20 protein-coding genes are annotated in these 21105 nt (G+C 32.6%); 8 read left to right on the top strand and 12 right to left on the bottom strand.

Annotation, left to right across the window (positions count from 1 at the left end):
* Positions 1-166 precede the first annotated feature (166 nt).
* Positions 167-856 carry an NAD-dependent deacylase gene (locus BSF42_RS04900; protein ID WP_095952073.1) on the bottom strand — a complete coding sequence of 230 codons (690 nt, stop codon included), beginning with the start codon at positions 854-856 and terminating at the stop codon, positions 167-169.
* Positions 857-956: 100 nt separating this feature from the next.
* Between BSF42_RS04900 and BSF42_RS04895 the strand changes: the two genes are divergently transcribed.
* On the top strand, positions 957-1337 hold the full coding sequence (locus BSF42_RS04895; protein ID WP_141248432.1) for a hypothetical protein: 381 nt from the start codon (positions 957-959) through the stop codon (positions 1335-1337).
* Positions 1338-1395: 58 nt separating this feature from the next.
* Positions 1396-2058, top strand: a complete 663-nt coding sequence (locus BSF42_RS04890) for an RNA methyltransferase (RefSeq protein WP_095951987.1) — start codon at positions 1396-1398, stop codon at positions 2056-2058.
* 192 nt (positions 2059-2250) lie between these two features.
* On the opposite strand, the gene secA is transcribed toward BSF42_RS04890, so the two are convergent.
* The 5 genes from secA to BSF42_RS04865 all read right to left on the bottom strand — a co-directional run bounded on the left by secA (position 2251) and on the right by BSF42_RS04865 (position 7852).
* The gene (gene secA, locus BSF42_RS04885) at positions 2251-5592 is read right to left on the bottom strand and encodes a preprotein translocase subunit SecA (protein WP_095951986.1); all 3342 of its coding nucleotides are present in this window, start codon (positions 5590-5592) and stop codon (positions 2251-2253) included.
* A gap of 84 nt (positions 5593-5676) precedes the next feature.
* Positions 5677-5898 carry a DUF2795 domain-containing protein gene (locus BSF42_RS04880; RefSeq protein WP_007138072.1) on the bottom strand — a complete coding sequence of 74 codons (222 nt, stop codon included), beginning with the start codon at positions 5896-5898 and terminating at the stop codon, positions 5677-5679.
* Positions 5899-6137: 239 nt separating this feature from the next.
* Positions 6138-6707, bottom strand: coding sequence for a cob(I)yrinic acid a,c-diamide adenosyltransferase (locus BSF42_RS04875; protein WP_095951985.1), 570 nt, complete (start codon positions 6705-6707; stop codon positions 6138-6140).
* A 54-nt stretch (positions 6708-6761) separates the two neighbouring features.
* Positions 6762-7142 carry a hypothetical protein gene (locus tag BSF42_RS04870; RefSeq protein WP_095951984.1) on the bottom strand — a complete coding sequence of 127 codons (381 nt, stop codon included), beginning with the start codon at positions 7140-7142 and terminating at the stop codon, positions 6762-6764.
* 23 nt (positions 7143-7165) lie between these two features.
* A complete protein-coding gene (locus BSF42_RS04865) occupies positions 7166-7852 on the bottom strand; it encodes an ABC transporter ATP-binding protein (RefSeq protein WP_095951983.1) in 687 nt (228 codons plus the stop codon).
* Positions 7853-8140: 288 nt separating this feature from the next.
* Here BSF42_RS04865 and BSF42_RS04860 point away from each other — a divergent pair, with 288 nt between their 5' ends.
* Positions 8141-8800 (top strand): DUF6565 domain-containing protein, encoded by a 660-nt coding sequence (locus BSF42_RS04860; RefSeq protein ID WP_095951982.1) that lies wholly within the window; start codon positions 8141-8143, stop codon positions 8798-8800.
* Between the two features lie 51 nt (positions 8801-8851).
* On the opposite strand, the gene BSF42_RS04855 is transcribed toward BSF42_RS04860, so the two are convergent.
* The 3 genes from BSF42_RS04855 to BSF42_RS04845 all read right to left on the bottom strand — a co-directional run bounded on the left by BSF42_RS04855 (position 8852) and on the right by BSF42_RS04845 (position 12073).
* Positions 8852-9643 carry an O-methyltransferase gene (locus BSF42_RS04855; RefSeq protein ID WP_095951981.1) on the bottom strand — a complete coding sequence of 264 codons (792 nt, stop codon included), beginning with the start codon at positions 9641-9643 and terminating at the stop codon, positions 8852-8854.
* Between the two features lie 15 nt (positions 9644-9658).
* On the bottom strand, positions 9659-10120 hold the full coding sequence (locus BSF42_RS04850) for an FKBP-type peptidyl-prolyl cis-trans isomerase (protein ID WP_095951980.1): 462 nt from the start codon (positions 10118-10120) through the stop codon (positions 9659-9661).
* A 90-nt stretch (positions 10121-10210) separates the two neighbouring features.
* The gene (locus tag BSF42_RS04845) at positions 10211-12073 is read right to left on the bottom strand and encodes an ABC-F family ATP-binding cassette domain-containing protein (RefSeq protein WP_095951979.1); all 1863 of its coding nucleotides are present in this window, start codon (positions 12071-12073) and stop codon (positions 10211-10213) included.
* Between the two features lie 230 nt (positions 12074-12303).
* Here BSF42_RS04845 and BSF42_RS04840 point away from each other — a divergent pair, with 230 nt between their 5' ends.
* Positions 12304-13305, top strand: a complete 1002-nt coding sequence (locus BSF42_RS04840) for a hypothetical protein (RefSeq protein WP_095951978.1) — start codon at positions 12304-12306, stop codon at positions 13303-13305.
* Positions 13306-13339: 34 nt separating this feature from the next.
* Here the strand turns inward: BSF42_RS04840 and BSF42_RS04835 are convergent, their stop codons facing one another.
* Entirely contained in the window at positions 13340-14305 is a 966-nt protein-coding gene (locus BSF42_RS04835) for a hypothetical protein (RefSeq protein ID WP_095951977.1), read from the bottom strand.
* A 135-nt stretch (positions 14306-14440) separates the two neighbouring features.
* On the opposite strand from BSF42_RS04835, the gene BSF42_RS04830 reads away from it, so the two are divergent.
* Positions 14441-15859, top strand: coding sequence for an undecaprenyl-phosphate glucose phosphotransferase (locus BSF42_RS04830; protein WP_095951976.1), 1419 nt, complete (start codon positions 14441-14443; stop codon positions 15857-15859).
* A 9-nt stretch (positions 15860-15868) separates the two neighbouring features.
* Here BSF42_RS04830 and BSF42_RS04825 read toward each other — a convergent pair whose 3' ends face one another.
* Positions 15869-16606: a tyrosine-protein phosphatase gene (locus BSF42_RS04825; protein ID WP_095951975.1), complete on the bottom strand. Its 738-nt coding sequence runs from the start codon at positions 16604-16606 to the stop codon at positions 15869-15871.
* Positions 16607-16715: 109 nt separating this feature from the next.
* Here BSF42_RS04825 and BSF42_RS04820 point away from each other — a divergent pair, with 109 nt between their 5' ends.
* Positions 16716-17906: a DUF5009 domain-containing protein gene (locus BSF42_RS04820; protein ID WP_095951974.1), complete on the top strand. Its 1191-nt coding sequence runs from the start codon at positions 16716-16718 to the stop codon at positions 17904-17906.
* 66 nt (positions 17907-17972) lie between these two features.
* Here the strand turns inward: BSF42_RS04820 and BSF42_RS04815 are convergent, their stop codons facing one another.
* Complete coding sequence (locus BSF42_RS04815) at positions 17973-18545, bottom strand: hypothetical protein (protein WP_253250982.1); 573 nt, start codon at positions 18543-18545, stop codon at positions 17973-17975.
* Between the two features lie 134 nt (positions 18546-18679).
* On the opposite strand from BSF42_RS04815, the gene BSF42_RS04810 reads away from it, so the two are divergent.
* Both BSF42_RS04810 and BSF42_RS04805 read left to right on the top strand, forming a co-directional pair.
* Positions 18680-19864, top strand: a complete 1185-nt coding sequence (locus BSF42_RS04810) for a hypothetical protein (RefSeq protein WP_253250981.1) — start codon at positions 18680-18682, stop codon at positions 19862-19864.
* Between the two features lie 31 nt (positions 19865-19895).
* Positions 19896-21059 (top strand): glycosyltransferase family 2 protein, encoded by a 1164-nt coding sequence (locus BSF42_RS04805; protein WP_095951972.1) that lies wholly within the window; start codon positions 19896-19898, stop codon positions 21057-21059.
* Positions 21060-21105: the final 46 nt, after the last annotated feature.

The raw sequence follows: 21105 nt of genomic DNA, 5'->3' as shown, positions 1-21105 counted from the left end.
TGCAAATATAAACAGAATTTACGGATTTAAGTAATCCTAAATCCAATTGAATACATTAAAAAGAAGACAAAACACAAATTTCACGAATTAGCACTAATTTTTTTGCCTTTATAGATTAGCAGAAGGTTCGTGATAATTCTTGAAATTTGTGTTTAATGATTATACTCTAAATTGATTTTAATTTTTCTCTTAAATCGGCAACTCCTTCCGAAGCAAATTTGGCAATAGTTTCAACCTTATTTCTAAGATTGGGAATTGCAATAGGTTTTGGATCAATATAAAAAACAGGAGTTGTACTTGGAACATAAGAAATTAAACCTGCAGCTGGATAAACCTGCAGGGAAGTTCCGATTACGGCAAAATAATCGGCTGTTTCAGTAATATCAATGGCTTCTTCTAACGCTGGAACTTCTTCGCCAAACCAAACAATGTGAGGACGTAATTGATTTCCGTTCACATCAAAATCTCCGGTAAATAAATCTTCTGTCCAATCTAAAATTAGATTTTTATTTTGAACACTTCGAACTTTTAATAATTCTCCATGCAAATGCAGAACTTTTGTACTTCCGGCACGTTCGTGTAAATCGTCCACATTTTGAGTGATAACATGAACATCAAAATCTTTTTCGAGTTCAGCCAGAATAATATGCCCAAGATTCGGATTCACTTCTTTTAACTGCTGACGGCGTTTATTATAAAAATCCAAAACTAATTCTTGATTTTTATGCCAGCCTTCAGGTGTTGCAACTTCCATTACATCATGTCCTTCCCACAAACCGTCGCTGTCACGAAATGTTTTGATACCGCTTTCTGCACTGATTCCGGCTCCAGTTAAGACTACAAGTTTCTTTTTCATGTTTCCAATTATTTTCTGTGCATTTTTGTAAAACAAAATACAACTTTGATTTTTATTGTAAAAATAGTTTTTTCTTACTTTTATGTTTTATTTTTATCAAATGAAAAAGTTATTTTTAATAGGATCTTTTTTAGCGAGTATTTCTTTTTTTGCGCAAACAATTTCTAAAAGTAAAAATTTATTTATAGAAGGTGAATCTTTAACTGCGTTTTCATTCTCAAATGAATTACCATTGACGCTCCAATTTCAAAAGTATTACAATTCTCCAGCTCCATTTTCAATTTATAATCCGAAACCTGGATTTGCATCAACTACAATAGAAGCACAAAAATATTACTCTTTTGTAAATACACAGTTATTACTGAAGAGAGAAATGAGTAATAAAGAACCTGAACCTATTTTTCCAGATCAAAATAAAAATAGAACATTTGGAGAAACCATTTTCCATGATGTTTTAGATGGGATTTTTAGTAAAAAATAAAAGTAAAGAAATCTGAATATTTCTTTTTAAATGTATTTTTGCAACAAACAGAATTAAAATGATTGATTTAGATTACCTCGCATTTTTAGAAAATATATTAACAGACAACCGAAAAGAAAAATTCCTAAAAGTACTAGGAAATCGTACCAAGCATTTTACAATTGCAGTAGAAGATGTTTTTCAGATGCACAATACAAGTGCTGTTATGAGAAGTTGTGAGGTTTTTGGAATTCAGGAATTGAATGTAATCGAACAACGTTACGGAAAAAAAATTGACAAAGAAATTGCGATGGGGGCTCAAAAGTGGGTGGACATTAATCAGTTCGATTCGGTAACTACTTGTATTTCGACTTTAAAAGAAAAAGGTTATCAAATCATCGCTACTACACCTCATGAAAATGATTGCTTATTGGAAGACTTTGATATTACAAAACCAAGTGCCTTATTTTTTGGAACTGAGAGAGATGGATTGTCGGAAGAAATTCTTCAAAAAGCCGATGGATTTCTTAAAATTCCAATGGTTGGTTTTACAGAGAGTTTAAATATCTCAGTTTCTGCTGCCATCATCATTCAGAATTTAACAAACAGATTGCAAAATTCAGATATCGACTGGCATTTATCAGAAGAGGAAATTCTAGAAAAACGTCTGGCTTGGGCTAAAAATTCAATTAAAGATATAAAGAGAATTGAAGCACGATATTACGAAGAGAATCCTAGATAGTTCAGTATTCAGTCTCAGTTTTCATTTTTCAGTTTTCGGTCTCAGTCAGTCTCAGTCTCAAGTATGAGTCACAGTTGGAAAAGATAAATAATCTCTAACTAAGCTAAAAAAAGAACCCCGACAATTTTTAAAATTGTCGGGGTTTTATATTTAATTCCTATCAGCCTGAAAACTGTCACTGAATACTGAAAACTATTTAACAAGAACCCATTCGCCAGAAGCGATTAAAGTTTCTGCTTTTTTGAATTTCATTATTTCTGTATTACCAGTTGCAACTTCTTGAACAGTTACAGTATCATTACGATTGATTTTTGGCATATCTCTCACGATAGTTTCTGTAACTTGACGCTGCTGCGTTTCTCCAGCTTCACGGTTGATGCTTTCGCTGTTTGGAATTTCGTCTTTGCTTAATTGTAAATTTTCTTTTGGACGAACTTCTCTTGCTTCGTGGATTTCAGGAACGTTTTGAGCAGGTAAATCACCTTTAAATAAGAATGAAATAACTTCTTTGTTAACGTTGTCTAACATTCCTCTAAACAAGTTGAAAGCTTCTAATTTGTAAATAAGCAATGGATCTTTTTGCTCGTGAACAGCTAATTGAACAGATTGTTTCAATTCGTCCATTTTGCGTAAGTGTTTTTTCCAAGCTTCATCAACGATAGAAAGCGTAATGTTCTTTTCAAAATCAGCAATTAATTGAGAACCTTCACTATCATAAGCTTTTTTCAAGTCCGTAACAACATTTAAAGTTTTGATTCCATCTGTAAACGGAACGACAATTCTTTCAAAGTGGTTATTTGGCTCCTCGTAAACTCCTTTAATAATTGGGAAAGCTTCTCTAGCGCTTCTTTCTGTTTTTTCAGTATAGAATGCCAATGCTTCTTTGTATACTTTTCCTGTGATTTCAATATCAGATAATTTTAAGAAATCTGCTTCTGAAAGTGGAGATGTAATTCCGAAATAACGAATTAAATCAAAATCAAATGCTTTGAAATCATTTGTTACTTTATTATTGCTTACAATTAATTCGCAAGTATCATAAAGCATATTAGCGATATCTAGTTTCAAACGCTCACCAAACAAAGCGTGGCGGCGACGTTTGTAAACTACTTCACGCTGTGAGTTCATAACATCATCATATTCTAATAAACGTTTACGAACACCAAAGTTGTTTTCTTCTACTTTTTTCTGAGCGCGTTCGATAGATTTAGTCATCATAGAGTGCTGAATTACTTCACCTTCTTTTAATCCCATTCTGTCCATTACTTTTGCAACTCTTTCGGAACCAAATAAACGCATTAAGTTGTCCTCAAGAGAAACATAGAATTGAGAACTTCCTGGATCTCCCTGACGTCCTGCACGACCACGTAACTGTCTGTCAACACGACGAGAATCATGGCGCTCTGTACCAACGATTGCTAAACCTCCGGCAGCTTTTACTTCTGGAGATAATTTAATATCGGTACCACGACCAGCCATGTTTGTAGCAATAGTTACAACTCCGGCCTTACCAGCTTCTTCTACAATTTGTGCTTCTTGTTTGTGCATTTTAGCATTCAAGACGTTGTGTGTAACGCCTCTCATTTTCAACATTCGGCTTAATAATTCTGAAATCTCTACAGAAGTTGTTCCAATCAATACTGGTCTTCCAGCGTTTGATAATTCGGTAACGTCTTCAATAACAGCGTTGAATTTTTCACGTGTTGTTTTGTAGATATAATCTTCTTTGTCAATTCTTGCAATTCCTCTGTTGGTTGGAATTTCAACAACATCCAATTTATAAATCTGCCATAACTCGCCAGCTTCTGTAACCGCTGTACCTGTCATACCACCTAATTTGCTGTACATTCTGAAATAATTCTGTAATGTTACAGTAGCAAAAGTTTGTGTCGCAGCTTCAATTTTTACATTTTCTTTTGCTTCGATCGCTTGGTGTAAACCGTCAGAATAACGACGACCATCCATGATACGGCCTGTCTGCTCATCGACAATCATAATTTTGTTGTCCATGATCACATATTCTACATCTTTTTCAAATAAAGCGTAAGCTTTTAAAAGTTGTGTAAGAGTATGGATACGCTCGCTTTTTACACCAAAATCTTGGAATAATCTTTCTTTAGCTTCAGCTTCAGAATCTTTATCCAGTTTTTGCTTTTCGATAGCAGCAATTTCTGTTCCGATGTCTGGTAAAACGAAGAAATCGGCATCAGTATCTCCAGAAAGGTATTTGATACCATTATCTGTTAATTCAACCTGATTGTTTTTTTCTTCAATCACAAAATACAAAGCTTCGTCAACTTTATGCATGTCGCGATTGTTATCCTGCATATATTGATTTTCAGTTTTTTGAAGTAATTGTTTAATTCCTTCCTCACTTAAAAATTTAATTAATGCTTTATTTTTAGGTAAACTTCTGTAAGCTCTTAATAATAAGAAACCACCTTCTTTAGTATTTCCTTCTTTAATTAATTTTTTAGCTTCTGCCAAGAAACCATTTGCTAACTGACGTTGTTGTGCAACTAAGTTTTCGATTTTTGGTTTCAATTCATTAAATTCATGACGATCTCCCTGTGGAACTGGTCCTGAAATAATAAGCGGTGTTCTAGCATCATCAATTAATACAGAATCGACCTCATCGACAATTGCATAATTGTGTTTTCTCTGTACTAAGTCGCTAGGCGAGTGCGCCATGTTATCTCTTAAGTAGTCAAAACCAAATTCGTTGTTGGTTCCGTAAGTGATATCTGCGTCGTATGCTTTTTTTCTTTGTTCTGTACTTGGCTGGTGATTATCGATACAATCAACAGTTAAACCGTGAAATTCGAATAAGGGTGCTTTCCATGTACTATCACGTTTTGCCAAGTAGTCATTTACAGTTACTAAGTGAACACCGTTTCCTGTCAAAGCATTTAAGTAAAGAGGTAGTGTAGCAACCAAAGTTTTCCCTTCACCCGTTTGCATTTCGGCAACTTTACCTTCGTGCAAAACCATACCACCAATTAACTGAACATCATAGTGAATCATGTCCCAAGTAATGTCTTTTCCGGCAGCATTCCATTTGTTAGCCCAAACCGCTTTGTCACCATCAATAGTAATATAAGGTTTTGTAGCTGAAAATTCGCGGTCTCTAGGAGTTGCGCTCACTTCGATATGAGAATTGTCTTTAAAACGACGAGCTGTTTCTTTAACAACAGAAAATGCTTCTGGAAGAATTTCCAGTAAAGTTTTTTCTGAAATTTCATAAGCCTCTTTTTCAAGAGAATCAATAGCATCATAAAGATCTTCTCTTTTGTCAATGTCTTCGATGTTTTCTACTTCCGCTTTAAGCGCAGCAATTTTAGCATCTTTATCAGCTCTAGCTTCTTTGATTCTATCTTTAAAATATACAGTTCTCCCTCTTAATTCGTCGTTTGAAAGACTCATTAAAGTAGTTTCGAATGTTTTAATTTTGTTTAAGTAAGGTTGTAAAGCTTTGACATCTTTCTGTGATTTATCACCTACAAAGACTTTAATAATACTGTTTATGAAACTCATGATTTATTGTATTTCTTTATTATTATATGTATTTGAACCAAAAAAAAAGCCTCTGTGATGAGACTTTTTCCTTTGGTTTATTTTTTAATATTCATCCTCATTCCAAAGATAATCTTCGTCTGTTGGATAATCAGGCCAAATTTCTTCCATTGATTCATATATCTCGCCTTCATCTTCGATTGATTGAAGGTTCTCAACTACTTCTAATGGAGCACCAGCTCTAATTGCGTAGTCTATAAGTTCATCTTTGTTAGCAGGCCATGGCGCATCACTTAAATAAGATGCTAATTCTAATGTCCAATACATCTGTTATCTGTTTAGTTTGTGCAAAAATAAATTTTTTACTGAAAAAGACAAGTAAATTTTGATTTATTTTAATAAAATTTAAGAACGTCTTCTCGAAATTCCAAAAATTAAATTCCAAATTCCAAAAAAAGAACCTGAAATTGCCACTATTTGGAGATTTCTATATTATTTAAATTCGCAGAATTTTTAATTTTTTCTTTGGAATTTGGGATTTTCAAAAATTGGGATTTTAAGAAAATTTATTTTCTCGGAATCCATTTCACTTCCTCCGCTTTTAAGTCAAACGACAACTTCCGTGCCAAGACAAAAAGGTAGTCAGAAAGTCGGTTTAAGTACTGAATTGCTATTTCTGGAACGGGTTCGTTATGACTTAAATGTACCGCTAAACGCTCCGCTCGACGGCAAATACAGCGCGCAATATGACAATGTGACACTGTTGGATTCCCTCCTGGTAAAACAAAATGGGTCATTGGAGGAAGGCTTTCGTCCATTTTATCGATCTCGTTTTCTAATAATTCAATATCTGAATCAATTATACCAAGATTTTTCAAACGAAGTTCACCGTTTTTTAAAACCTCTTTTTCTTGTGGTGTTGCCAAAATGGCACCAACAGTAAAAAGACGATCCTGAATTTCTATCAAAATAGTTTTATACTGAGAATCGATTTCCTGATCGCGAATTAATCCTATATAGGAGTTCAACTCGTCTACAGTTCCGTAGCTGTCAATTCTAATATGATCTTTTGGTACACGAGTTCCTCCAAAAAGAGCCGTTGTTCCTTTGTCGCCAGTTTTGGTGTATACTTTCATTTTTTTTGAGGTGCTAAGGTTCTGAGATTCTAAGATGCTAAGATTTTAAAAATTTTAGCTTTTTGGATAGCGAAAAGCGGCTACGTATTTTTTGTCGTTAATCTTAATAAGTATGGCAATATTTTCTATTTTTTTGTCTTCTGTTGGTATTTCAGATGAAAAAACATTTTTCTTTTTATTTTTTGAGCCTTTTAGAAATTTGTTCGTATTGTCAGAAAATTTAAACATAACTGATGCCTCAATTTTTTTGATAGAAACAGGATTGTTTAAGGAATCTTCAACATAATAATCAATTGTTTTGTCGTACTTAATTATACCCACTGTATATCCGTCATCAACAATAACCTTTCCTTTTAAGGGTGCACTTGTTTGTGCGTTGACACAGTTAAGCATAAATAAAAATATAGGTAAAAGTTTTTTGCTTTTTAATGTCATTATTATAGTATTTAGGACTAAAACTATTTAGTTACATCACTTTCAATTAATCCATCGCGTAAACGAATTACACGATGTGCGTAAGCAGCGATATCTTCTTCGTGAGTTACTAGAATTACAGTATTTCCTTGTGCATGAATATCTCCAAAAAGTTTCATAATCTCTACAGAAGTTTTACTGTCTAAGTTTCCTGTCGGCTCATCGGCTAGAATGATTGAAGGCTTATTGACTAAAGCTCGGGCAACAGCAACACGCTGGCGTTGTCCTCCAGAAAGCTGATTGGGCTGGTGATCCATTCTGTCGGCAAGGTTTACTTGTTTGAGAACTTCAGTTGCTCTTGCAATTCGGTCAGATTTTCCGTAACCGGCGTAAATCATTGGAAGCGCAACGTTATCAAGTGCAGTTGTTCTTGGCAGTAAATTAAAAGTTTGAAAAACGAAACCAATTTCTTTATTTCTAATTTCGGCTAGTTCATCATCTCTCATTTGGCTGACATCCTTTCCGTTTAAAACATAATGTCCAGACGTTGGCGTGTCTAAACAGCCTAATAAATTCATTAATGTAGATTTTCCAGATCCAGAAGGTCCCATTAAAGCAACATATTCGCCTTTTTTTATTTCTAAATCTATTCCTTTTAATACATAAACAATTTCGTTACCTAAAACAAAATTTCGTTTGATGTCAGTTATTTTAATTAATGGTTCAGCCATTCGTTTTTATAATTTTGGATTTAAAAGTACAAAACACTTTTGAATAAATTGATTAGTAGCTGGTATTTGGTTTTTGTTACAAAGACCTCTTTTATAATCAAATGTTAATTTCAGCACGTGAAATTTTGAAAGATGTTATATGGTTTTTACTGTGTTTTGTATAATTTTCATTATTTTTTAATTTTTATAGTATTAATATGTTTTAAATATTAAAAAAGTGGTAATAATGTAATTTAAGGTATGATGTTTTAAGTAAATTTGATATTATTAATTATAACAATCAAGATTATGAAAAATATTAAAATAACTGCAGTAATTGCATTATTGGCGTTAAGTTTTACGTCGTGTAAAGATGAAAAACAAGAAAAGGCACAGCGAACAATTGATTCTTATGTAACCTACGTAGATTCGGTTAAAAATGTTAAAGCCGAAGATTTAAAAGAAAATTGGAATGCTGTTGAAGCAGAATATGACAGAAGAGCTGCTGAAGCTAGTTTAGCACTTGCTGACATTAAAGATAATGCTGCTCAAACTGAAAAAATAAATACGAGTAAAGCGAAATATGAGGATTTTAAAAACGAAATGACCACCCTTATTGCCCCGCCAGCTGCGAGTCCTAAACAACAGTTGCGAAATGCTTTGTTTGGTGAAGGAAAAATTGGAGACGATATGAGTTTTAGCTGGGTTAACGCTCAAAATATTCATAGTGTTTACCAACAATTTGTTCATACAGTAGAAAATAATAAAGACAGTTATTCTAGAGAAGACTGGGACGAAATTAAATTATTGTATGAAGCATTAGACAGTAGAAAGAACACTGTTGAAAAAGAAGGACTTTCATCTGAAGATAATAGAAAGATTGCAGGTTTGAAAGTGAAATTTGCACCAATGTATACTGTTAACAGAATGGGTGCAAAATCTGAAGAAAACAAAGAAGCAAAAAAATAAAATTATTTTGAATTAGTAAAAAAATGGCAATCAGAAATGATTGCCATTTTTTTATGCTCTTATTATAAAATGTTCTTTTTCCTGCTCTCTCCTAAAAAACACGAATCCCCATTGAAAAGTATCGATTGTAACTTTTACTTTGGGATGCTTTTTTATAATTTCCCAAGCTTCTTCCATTTCTTCTGACCAATGAATATCATCAAAAATCCAAACCGAATCGTTATTGATAGTTTGCAGTAAAAGCTCAAAATAAGCTAAAGTTGCTTTTTTAGAATGATTGCCGTCGAAATATATTAAATCAAATTCTTCAGTCTCAGTTTTTAATCTCAGTTTGATGTCCTCCAGATAGCTCTGGAATTCAGTTATAACCGAATCTACATTATTGAAATTGAATTTTTGTAACTGTAATTGACATTGATTTGCCGTTTGCGGGCAACCTTCTAAAGTAACAACTTTTGCATTTGTGTTTCCAAGAGCAAGGGCAGAAGTCGCCAAGCCTAATGATGTTCCTATTTCTAAAATATTTTTTGGTTGAAAATAGTTTGTTACTCGGAACAGTAATTCGGCACGTTTGGGTGAAATTCCTGCTGTCTGCGCAATTTTACAAATTTGTCTTTTATTTGATTTAAAGACTTTTGAACCTGCTCCAAAATCAGTTACTTCAATGAAGTTTTTGTTCTCTAAAAGTGTTTTTCTGTACTTTTTAAGAATTGCATATTCTGGTTTTGGCTTCCTATCATAAAAACATTTCGTCAATAGATTAAAAACGAAGGGCGAATGAACGGCATGTTCGTTTTTAGATTTCCAGAGAAATTTAAGATAAGATTCTATTTGAAACAGCATTTTAGAAACAAATAATTAATTTACTTTGATCAATTTCACATCAAATATAAGTACAGAACCACCTGGTATACCAGGTCTGCTCGTGCTTCCATAACCCAAATGTGACGGGATTAATAGTACGCCGCTCCCACCTTCTTTGAATAAAGGAATTCCCTCTGTCCATCCTTGAATTACTTCGTTTAAAGGAAAAGTAATTCCTGCACTACTACTTTGATCGAATGTTTTTCCGCTGGTAAAAGATCCGGTATATGCAACAGTAACAGACGATGTTGCGGTAGGCTGTTTACCAGTTCCAGGTTCATTAATAATATAATATAAACCAGAATCTGTTCGCTGAGCAGTTAGATTATTTTTAGTAATATAATCTTTAATCTCTTGTTCGTTTTGCTCTTTGTAATCAGTTTGTGCGTCTTTCTCAGAATTTGAGCAAGAAACAAATAACGTTAAACTAAATAATGCAGCTAATAATTTTTTCATGTGGTATTTAAAATTCTAATATAATAAAATTGTTTTTTTTATCTCAGTTTAAAACTCGAAACCTGAAACCTGAAACCTGAAAGAAAAATACTATCCCTCAATCTTTGCAGAAAGTTCAAACCAGCGTTCTTCTTTTGAGTCGATTTTATTTATGATGTTTTGCAATTCGTTTGCTTTCTTCTCAATATCAGCATCGGCAACTTTTCCGTCAGAGAATAATTGTTCGATTTTAGTTTTTTCAATTTCTAAATCTTTAATTTCTCTTTCCAGTTTTTGATATTCCTTTTGCTCGTTAAAACTTAGATTTCCAGTTGGATTATTTTGTTTCCAATCTTTCTTTTCAGCTTTGTTTTCTTCTTTTTGAGCAACGTCGGCGCTGTCTTCATAAGCACGGAAATCAGAATAGTTTCCTGGAAAATTCTCGATTTCTCCATTTCCTCTAAACACAAATAAATGATCCACAATTTTGTCCATAAAGTAACGGTCGTGCGAAACCACCAATAGACATCCTGGATAATCTAAAAGAAAGCTTTCTAAAACGTTAAGCGTTACGATATCCAAATCGTTTGTTGGCTCATCAAGAATTAAAAAGTTAGGATTCTGAATTAAAACCGTACATAAATACAGACGTTTTAACTCTCCACCGCTTAATTTCTCAACATAATCGTATTGTTTTTTCGCATCAAAAAGAAAACGCTCCAGCAATTGAGAAGCCGAAATGATTTTTCCTTTTGCAAGCGGAATATATTCTCCGTATTCTTTAATAATGTCAATTACACGCTGATTTGGTTTTGGGTTGATTCCGCTTTGTGTGTAATAACCAATTTTAATCGTATCACCTTTTACAACACGGCCGCTATCAAGCGGAAGTGTCCCTGTAAGAAGATTTAAGAAAGTGGATTTACCGGTTCCGTTTTTACCAATGATTCCGATACGTGCTCCACGTTGGAAATCAAAACTAAAATCATCCAAAATAACGTGATCCTTAAATTTTTTAGAAATTTTGTGAAGCTCTATAATTTTGCTTCCCATACGTTCCATATTGATTTCAAGCTCGACTTTGTTTTCCTGGCGGCGGCTTTGTGCTTTTTCTTTAATTACGTAAAAGTCATCCTGACGCGATTTTGATTTAGTCGTTCTCGCTTTTGGCTGACGGCGCATCCATTCTAATTCTTTTACGAATAAGTTTTTGGCTTTGTCAACACTCGCATTTTCAGAGGTAATTCGTTCTTCTTTTTTCTCTAAATAATAAGAATAATTTCCTTTGTATTGGTATAGTTTTCCATTATCCAATTCGATGATTTCGTTACATACGCGCTCCAAAAAGAAACGGTCGTGCGTAACCATAAATAAGGTAATATTTTCTTTGGCAAAATAACTTTCAAGCCATTCGATCATTTCAAGATCCAAATGGTTGGTTGGTTCATCCAAAATCAATAAATCAGGACGATTGATTAATATGATAGCCAATGAAAGACGTTTTTTTTGCCCTCCTGAAAGATTTTTTACCTTAAGTTTAAAATCTTCTAGTTTTAGTTTGAATAAAATCTGCTTGTATTGTGTTTCAAAATCCCAAGCATTATGCTGATCCATTCCGTCAAAAGCTTTTTGGTAAGCTTCTTCGTCGTTTGGGTTTTCAAGTGCTTTTTCGTAAGCTTCGATAATTTTTAAAGTTTCATTATCTGAAGCAAAAATGCTTTCTTCAATCGTAAGCTCATCCTGCAGATTATTATCCTGCGATAAAAATGCCATTCTAATTCCCTTTCGCAAAACAACTTGTCCTGTGTCTGGTTCATCCAAACCATTGATAATGCTCATAATGGTTGTTTTTCCAGAACCATTTTTAGCAATAAAAGCGATTTTTTGGTCTTTATTGATTCCAAAAGAAATGTTGTCAAAAAGGACTCTTTCGCCAAATGACTTCGATATATTTTCTACAGATAAGTAATTCACAAGAATAAAATTTTTTGCAAAAGTAAACTATTATCTTACGATTTGCGAATTATTTCTAAGATCGGTTTAATTGTTAATAAAAGTCTTACTCTTTTATTTTTCCTGTTAATTTTCTAATTGTCAAAACAGTATTTTTGCTTTCTTTTTCTGGATTTTGATTAAAATAAGAACAGAAAAAAATACCACATAATCATTATTTAAAGAATTAAAAATCATTAAAAAAAAAACAAATGAAACAACAAATTTTAGCGCTAAGTTTTGTCATAACTTTATTTTATTCGTGCAGCAGCGATTCTGAGAGTGCTCCTGAGGCAATTAAGGGTGAAGTAAAGGTAGATTATAGAGTAGATACAGGTGTAATTGAAGATTTCGTTGTAAATACAGACAATACGGTTTATTATACAGGACAATTAAATAGTGCGTCTCAAAATTTAATGGTTTTTAATAAAATAGATTTAGATGGCAAAAAAAGCTCTTTGCTAAATCTTGACAAGTCTATTTTCTTCAATAATAGGTTGTCGTATAATAGTGCAGGGCAGGTATTGATGTTTACTTTTGATAATGCGCATAGTGATGAATTGTTTCGTTTTGAGAATAATTTTTCTGAAGTAAAATCTTTTTACACCGTAAAACCAGATATCAATGCCGCATCAATTGGAGCAATTGCAAAAAATGATGATGACACTTATTTTATTTTTGATTATGGGAATATGGCAATTAGAAAAATAGCTCCAGGAATTAATGCGGCTATTCCAGTTGCTGGCTCCGGCTTAAAAGAAGTAAAAGATGGATTTAATACTGAGGCAGGATTTTCAGATATTTATTTGATGGCTGCTAAAAATAATGTATTATATGTTGTAGACGGCTTAGCTATTGAAGGGAAACAAAATAACATTAGAAAAGTTGAACTTTTGGATGCAGGATGGAAAGTTTCTACGTTAATTTCTACTACAACAGATATTTATTCTAGTATTGCTGTTGATTCTAATGGTGATTTGTTTGTTTTGGTTCAGAAGAAAGGAATCTATAAATTAAACCAGCAAAACAGTACGCTTTCCTTATATAAAGGAGGTGAGTTAAAAGTGCAAATAGGAAAAGACCATTCAACACTTAATTTGAATGATGCTGATAAGATGAAAATTAAGGGTAATGACCTGTATTTGACAGGAAATATGTTTGCATTTACCAAAATTTCAGATTTTCAGGCAAAATTATTAGAGGCTGGCAAATAAGATTTTTTACATAAGCGTTGCAATATTGTAACGCTTATTTTTTTAAATGAAGGTTCAAAACAGGACTCAAATCCAAATAATGAATCTGCTGCGGTACATTTATAATAGGTTTTCGAACAAGAGCTTCATTAGTCAAAAAATAATGCAGACCATCTGTAGTTGCAATTCCTTCAATTTGATGAAATGGAAGCTTCAATTTTATTCTTCTTTTATTTCCAGACAAAAAATCTTGATTTTTAAAATCGTAAAGCAGATACAAAAATGGTTTTCCGACTTTGGTATAACCGCACAAAACAATTAGATTTTTATTTTCTAAGTAGGTCGCACCAGTTACCAAACCTTTAGTGTCTAATTTTGATTTTAGTTTTGCTGTCTGCGTTCCTGTTTGATTTGGTAAAACATAAATACTGGTTTTAGAAGATTTCCATTCTTTGGTAAACAAATAAATGCTGTCTTTAGAGACAATAAAAGCTTCGCAGTCAAAATTTGTTTTGTTTGGTTTTGAAGCAGAAAAATCAGTTTGTTCAGAATAGGAAAACGAAATTGTCTCAATTCTTGGTTTTTCTTCTAAAAATGATTTTTTGTCAATCTTAAAAATCTTTAAATCAGATCGGTTTCCAGAATAATTATTTCCGAAATCACCTATGTAAATATGTGAACTGTCTTGAGCAATTTCTTCCCAATCATGATTAACAATATCATTTAGAACAATTTTTCTTTTAATTTTTCCTAAAGAATCCAATCCGTAAATTGTTTTGTCGTGGTCATCATTATGTGTCCAAAGTAAATTATCGAACGCAATTAATCCAGAAGTCTCTTTTATAGAATCGCTTAAATCTTTCGAAAACTCTGGTTTTAATTTTACTTTTTTGTAACTGCAGCTTCCATCGTTTTCTGTTTCTTTTGGATTGAAATTTTCAGCCATCGGATCTGTGCATCCTGAAATTTGTGAATAAGAAGAGGTTGTAATTACAAGAAAGCAGAAAAAATATTTTATCATGATTGCAAAATTAAAGTTGCATAGGTTAAAATTAAAGTTTTAAATAATTAGAATAAAATAACTACAAAAAATATAATTAAAATGTTACTTTGCAGCAATTAAATTTTATTCTTTAGAATAGAATTCTTCCCCATTATGAAGATTTTACAAAAACTGTCTCATTACCGAATCTCGCGTTACTTCAAACTTTTGTTTGTTGTAGTAGATATTGTATTGTTAAACTTAGCAACAGTACTTTCTGCATTTGCAAGATTTGGCGGTTTAGAGCACTTGTTGTCTAAAGAGGAACGAACAATTGCTCTTTTGGCGATTTTAATCTGGATTACATTGCTTCTTCAAAATGATTCAAATAGAAGTGTTCGTGTTGAACCTATAGAATCTATTTTATGGAGGACAATGAAGAAAGTATTAATTCACGCTGCAATAGTTTCCATATTTGTTGTTTACCTAAAATATGCCGATATATCAAGACTCCGAATGGTATATTTTTATCTCATTTTCTTCGGGCTTTTAATGGTTTCCAGATTTTTATCGATGAAACTTTTAAAATATATTCGAGCGCAGGGATACAATTTTAAAACATTTATAATTGTCGGTGCAAATGAAGCCGGTGAGGGAATTAGAAAAGTACTTGCAAAAGATCTAACGTACGGATATCGTTTCTTAGGTTTTTTTGATAAAAGAGAAAATGTAAAAGTTGTTGATCCAGCTTTTATTGTTGGGCAGTTTGAAAACATTGAAAATTTTGTAATTGATAAGAAAATCGATGAAATGTATGTAGCATTACACATCGATAACATCGAAATAATTACAGAATTAATTAGAATCTGCGAACAAAACATGGTTCGAATTAAATTTATTCCAGACTTCCAGCTGTATACAAAAGCCAGTAAAGTAGAAGTTGCTTTTTATGAAAATACTCCTGTATTAATGTTCCGTACAGAACCTTTAGAGTTTGCATCTAACAGACTTTTAAAAAAGATTTTTGATATTTGTTTTTCTAGTCTTGTAATCCTGCTTGTTTTTCCTTGGCTGTTTCCTATAATTATGATTATTATAAAATTAGAATCTCCAGGGCCTATTTTTTTTAAGCAGGAAAGATCAGGAAGGGATAATAGGTCTTTTATGTGCTTGAAATTTAGAAGTATGCATGTTAATGGCTTAGCACATAATAAGCAGGCCGAAAAAGGCGACAGTCGCATTACTAAATTTGGGGCTTTTATTCGTAAAACCAGTATAGACGAATTACCGCAGTTTTTTAATGTTTTCTATGGAGACATGTCTGTAGTTGGACCTAGACCGCATATGGTTAATCTTGCCAAAGAATACAGCGATTTGATCGATAATTACTTTGTACGCCAATATGCCAAACCAGGAATTACCGGCTGGGCTCAGGTAAATGGTTTTAGAGGAGAAACGAAGGTTTTAAGTGATATGGAAAATAGAGTAGAATACGATATTTGGTATATCGAAAACTGGAGCTTTCTGCTTGATATAAAGATTATTGTAAAAACAGTAATCAATATTCTTAAAGGAGAAGAAAATGCATATTAACCACTATTTCTAGAATTTAAAAAATTGATTGTTGGCAACAACTTTTTTTAAAGTATCAATATTTGCGACTTTTATTTTTTCATTAAACGATGCAATATGTTTTCGATGGTGCACGTCAGTTCCGCAAAAATCGTACATTCCCTTTTTTAGCAGCTCATCTGCTGTTTTGGCAACTTTTGAACCATAATATCCAACAACAGAAAGAAGATTTAATTGAAAAAAACATCCTGCGTTTTTTAGTTTTTCGTATTCACTAAAATTTTCATGATAAAATAGATATCGTTCAGGATGCGCTAAAACAGGCGTGTAACCAGCAACTTGTATGTCAAAAATTGTTTTGTAAAGATTTAAGGGAGCACTTAAATAAGATATTTCGACAAGAACATAATTTTCTTTTAAAGTCAATAGTTTTTCTTCTTTTAAATGATTGTCAAACCAATTATCCATAAAATATTCGGCAGATGCCTTAAATGGAATCTCAATTTTGTTTTCTTCTAATGCATTTTTTGTTTCCTGAAGTTTTGACTCTATAATTTCAGGAGTATTGTTCCAAATGAAATGACTTATATGCGGTGTTGTGATAATTTGGCTGATTCCTAATTCTTGAAAAGATTTAGTAAGCTCAACAGATTTTTCAAGAGTATTGGCGCCATCATCAATTCCTGGTAAAAGGTGAGAATGAATATCGACAAAGCTGCCGTCAAACAGATCTTTTAATACAGGTTTTGATTTGAAGAATGTAAACATGGGGCAGATGTGTTTAACTCAGTTTATAAATGCAAAATTAACATAGAAATCGTAACAAGACATTTTAGAATTATACTATATTTGATTTTTAGTAAAATAGTAAAAAATTATGAAAATAAAAGAGAATTTGTTCAATCAAAGGATTATTTCTATTGATGCTCTACGTGGAATTACGATTTTTGTAATGATTTTTGTTAATGAACTGGCCAGTATTAAAAATGTCCCGCAATGGATGAAACACATGCCTGCAGATGCAGATGCAATGACTTTTGTAGATTTAGTTTTTCCTGCTTTTTTATTTATTGTCGGAATGTCTGTTCCATTTGCTTTTAATGCCAGACTGCTAAAAGGCGACTCTGCAAAAACAATTTGGACACATACTTTCAAACGAGCTTTAGCCTTAATAATAATCGGCGTTTTTATGGTCAATGCCGAATATGGTTATGACGCTGCTAAAATGATTATAGCACCAGCTTTTTGGGGACTTTTGGCTTATTCAATGCCAATTCCCATTTGGAATAAATATCCTAAAGATTTTCCTCTGTGGTTAAAAAATGTACTTCAATATGGTGGAATCTTGGTTTTAATCGCACTTTACTTTTTATACATTCAAGATACTGGAGAAAGGGGAATGACTCCAAAATGGTGGGGGATTTTGGGACTTATAGGCTGGGCGTATCTTTTTACGGTTGTTTATTATTGGCTGGTTTCTGGAAATCTTTGGGCAATGATTGGATTCTTAGTTTTTTGTGTAGTTATGAATTCGCTAAACCTAACCGAAAATTCATTTGTTCAAAATATTTCTTGGCTTAGTTTTATTGCTGGACATCTTACACATGCAGCTTTAGCTGCTGCTGGAATCGTTATTTCGTTATTATTTTTTGATAGAAAAATCGAAAGTAAAATCAATTGGCCGGTTATTGGTTTTATAGTTTTGTTTTTTGCCGTTGGATTTTTTCTTAGACCGTATTTCGGAATTTCAAAAATACAAGGAACTCCATCTTGGGCAATGTTATCGGCAGGAATTTGCACTATTTTGTTTTATTTTTTGTATTGGCTTATGGAAGTTAAAAAACAAACAAAATGGAGTGATTTTTTCATGCCTGCCGCCGCAAATCCGTTATTGATTTATATTTTGCCGGGTGTTATTTATTATTTCTGTGATGCATTTAATATTCATTTTATACCAGAATATTTCAGAGAAGGAATTCCTGGAATTGTTTGGTCTTTGGTGTTTTCTACAATTATGCTTTTAGTTATGAAAATCCTCAATAGATATAAAATACAGATGCAGCTTTAATGTTCGGTTTTAGTCGCAGTCACAGTTTTTAGTTAACAGACTGTGAATGAAGACTGGGTTTGAAAACTAAAAAATAATAACCGACTTTATCTTCAATACAGATCCAGAAACAGGATTGTAATTCACAAAGTTGAATTTACATAAATTATGAATATTTAAAACCTTTCCGTCAGGCAGTTCATCTTGTTTAAAATTAGACCAAGGAATTTTGATGGTTTTAAATTGGTTTGGAGACGCAGGCAGACTAACTCTTGGATGTGATCCTCCATGTACACAGCCCGTTCCTTCATGATTTCCTTCTCTCGCTTGCAGTTTTATAATTTGAGTAGACTGATAGGTAATTTCAACATATTTTGATTCGTCGGAAAGATTCGTCGGAATTCCATCATTGGTTTCAGATGAAGTAATTAGTACATTCAATTCTACTTCCCCCTTCGGATTATCTTTGGCGCTAACAGCAATAATTCCTTTTTGTTTACGGATGCGATTGATCTCTTCTCCATTTTCTTTAGCTGGTCCGGCAATAAACCATTTGTTAGACTTCACAAGATCTGTTTGTTTTTCTTGAGATTTTGCAGAAAATCCTAAAAGGAAGAAAAGTAAAAAGTAAAGAGTAAAATAGCGCACAATTTTTTTCAAAATCAAATGATTAGTTCAAACCAAATTTAGTTTTTTTACCTCATTTAAAAATCTTTTTTATTCCCTTACAATTTTTGATTGTTATTCTTAATAAAATTTTAAATTTGTAAGAGATGGTTTTTAAAATGTTGTAAGTGAATAGTTTAAAAATTACATATATTTTATTGCTTTTTTTTACAGCCTCGTTTTGCAACGCTCAAAACGACAGTATAAGTACGGGTACTCGAGATATTTTAGATGTTATTCATAAAGTTTTTCACAAAAATGATACGGTCAAAAAAGACAATCAAAAGAAATTAGCTTTCTCTTTATTGCCAGTTCCTGTAGATGTAAATTCTAGTACGGGTTTGGTGGTTTCTTTTTTAACGACATTTTATTTAGGCGAAGACCATCAAAAAACAAAAATGTCTCAAGTTACATTTTCGCCTTATTTTAGTTTTACCAAACAATATGTTTTTCCTATTCAATCCTATATTTATACCAGTGAAGACAAATGGAATTTTATGGGAGATTATCGGTATATGATTTATCCGCAGCTTACTTACGGTTTAGGCGAGCACGATTCTAAAGAAGAAATGTCGACTCTCGATTATCAGCAATGGCGTTTTTATCAGTTTGTAACTCGAAAGATTGTTGGCAATTATCGTTTAGGAGTTGGTTTTCTTTTTGATAATTATCAGAATATTTCTGAAGAATCTTATATAGATGGTGAAACCGACTATTTTCAATATATGAATGGCGATTATTCTAATGAAAGTTCGTTAGGATTTGCAATTCAAGGTCTTTACGATTCAAGAAAAAATAGTATCAATCCAGACCAAGGTTTATACGTAGAAGCCGATTTACGGATTAATACCAGCGGAGTAGAAGGCGATAAGTGGCAGTCCTTATATATTGATGCCCGAAAATACCATTCTTTTAATAAAACCAAACACAGAGTCTGGGCTTCAAGAGCTTTTTATTGGTCTACTTTTGGTGGAAAACCACATTATTTAGATCTTCCAAGTATTGGCTGGGACCGCGAAGGAAAAACGGGACGAGGTTTTACAAAAAACCGTTATAGAAGCAACGCCTTGATTTATTTTGAAACCGAATATAGAACCGATATTAGTCGGAACGGATTTTTTGGCGCCGTATTTTTCACCAATATTTCTTCGGTTTCTAAATTGGAAACTTACGATTTTAAAAAATGGAATCCAGCTGTTGGAACAGGAATTCGCATTAAATGGAACAAACGAAACGGCAGTAATTTAGCACTCGATTACGGAATTAGTAAAAACGATTGGTCTTTGCGTTTGGGGTTATCAGAAAATTTTTAACTTTCGACCCGAATTTACAGATCAAATATTCATGCAGTTATCCATTATTATCCTCAATTATAATGTCCGTTACTTTCTGGAACAATGCGTTTTAAGTGTTAAGGAAGCAATAACTGACATTGATGCAGAAATTATCGTAGTGGATAACAATTCATCAGATGATAGTGTTTTGATGATGCAGGAAAGATTTCCAGAAGTACAATTAATTCAAAACAATGAAAATTTTGGTTTTCCAAAGGGAAATAATATTGGTTTTCGTCAAGCGAAAGGAAAGTACATCTGCATTTTAAATCCTGATACTGTCGTTGCCGAAGATACTTTTGTGAAAATTCTGGCTTTCGCCGAAAGGCAGACTAATCTCGGAATTATAGGCTGTAAATTGGTAGACGGAACGGGGGATTTTCTTCCAGAAAGCAAACGCGGTATTCCGACGCCATGGGTTGCATTTACTAAGATTTTCGGTTTGTATAAAATCTTTCCTAAAACAAAACTTTTTAATCGATATTACGCCCAGCATTTAAATGAAAATGAAACAGGAAAAGTTGATATTCTGGTTGGTGCTTTTATGTTTTTGGAAAGTAAATTATACCAAGAATTAAATGGTTTTGATGAAAACTGTTTTATGTATGCTGATGATATTGATTTGTCTTACCGTGCTTTACAAAAACAAAAAGCTAATTTTTATTTTCACGAAACAACGGTTTTGCATTATAAAGGTGAAAGTACTGTGAAAGATGAAAAATATATGATGCATTTTCAGGAAGCCATGAATTTTTTCTACAAAAAGCATTTTAAAAAATCATTGTTTTTTAGTTTCTTCATTCAAATTGGAACTTGGTTTTTCTCTTTTGTAAAAATGTTTCAAGGAAAAACGAAAACAAAGACCAGTCCTGAATCGTATGTTTTTTACTCTTTAAATAAAGATTTGTCTGAAAAATTAGCCTTAACTTTAAAAAATAAAGTCAGCTTTTTAGAAATCCCCGCGGAAAAAATGGTAAATTCGTGCCTTGTTTTTAAGGGTAAAAAGCTGGAGATAATTTTGGATAATCAGTATGTTTCATTCAAAAAATGTATCAAAATCATAGAATCTCTTAAAGATAAGAGTATTACTTTTAAAATTTTACCCAAAAACACCAATTTTATTATTGGAAGTGATTCTCGAAATGACAGAGGTCAAATTATAAAAATGGAGTAAAAAATTATATTAAATGTAATTTATATTTAAAATATTCAGTAATTTC

The organism is Flavobacterium sp. ACN6, assembly GCF_002304005.1.
Lineage (GTDB): Bacteria > Bacteroidota > Bacteroidia > Flavobacteriales > Flavobacteriaceae > Flavobacterium.
The sequence above is the reverse complement of the archived record's forward strand: the minus strand, read 5'-3'. Positions and strand labels throughout refer to the sequence as shown.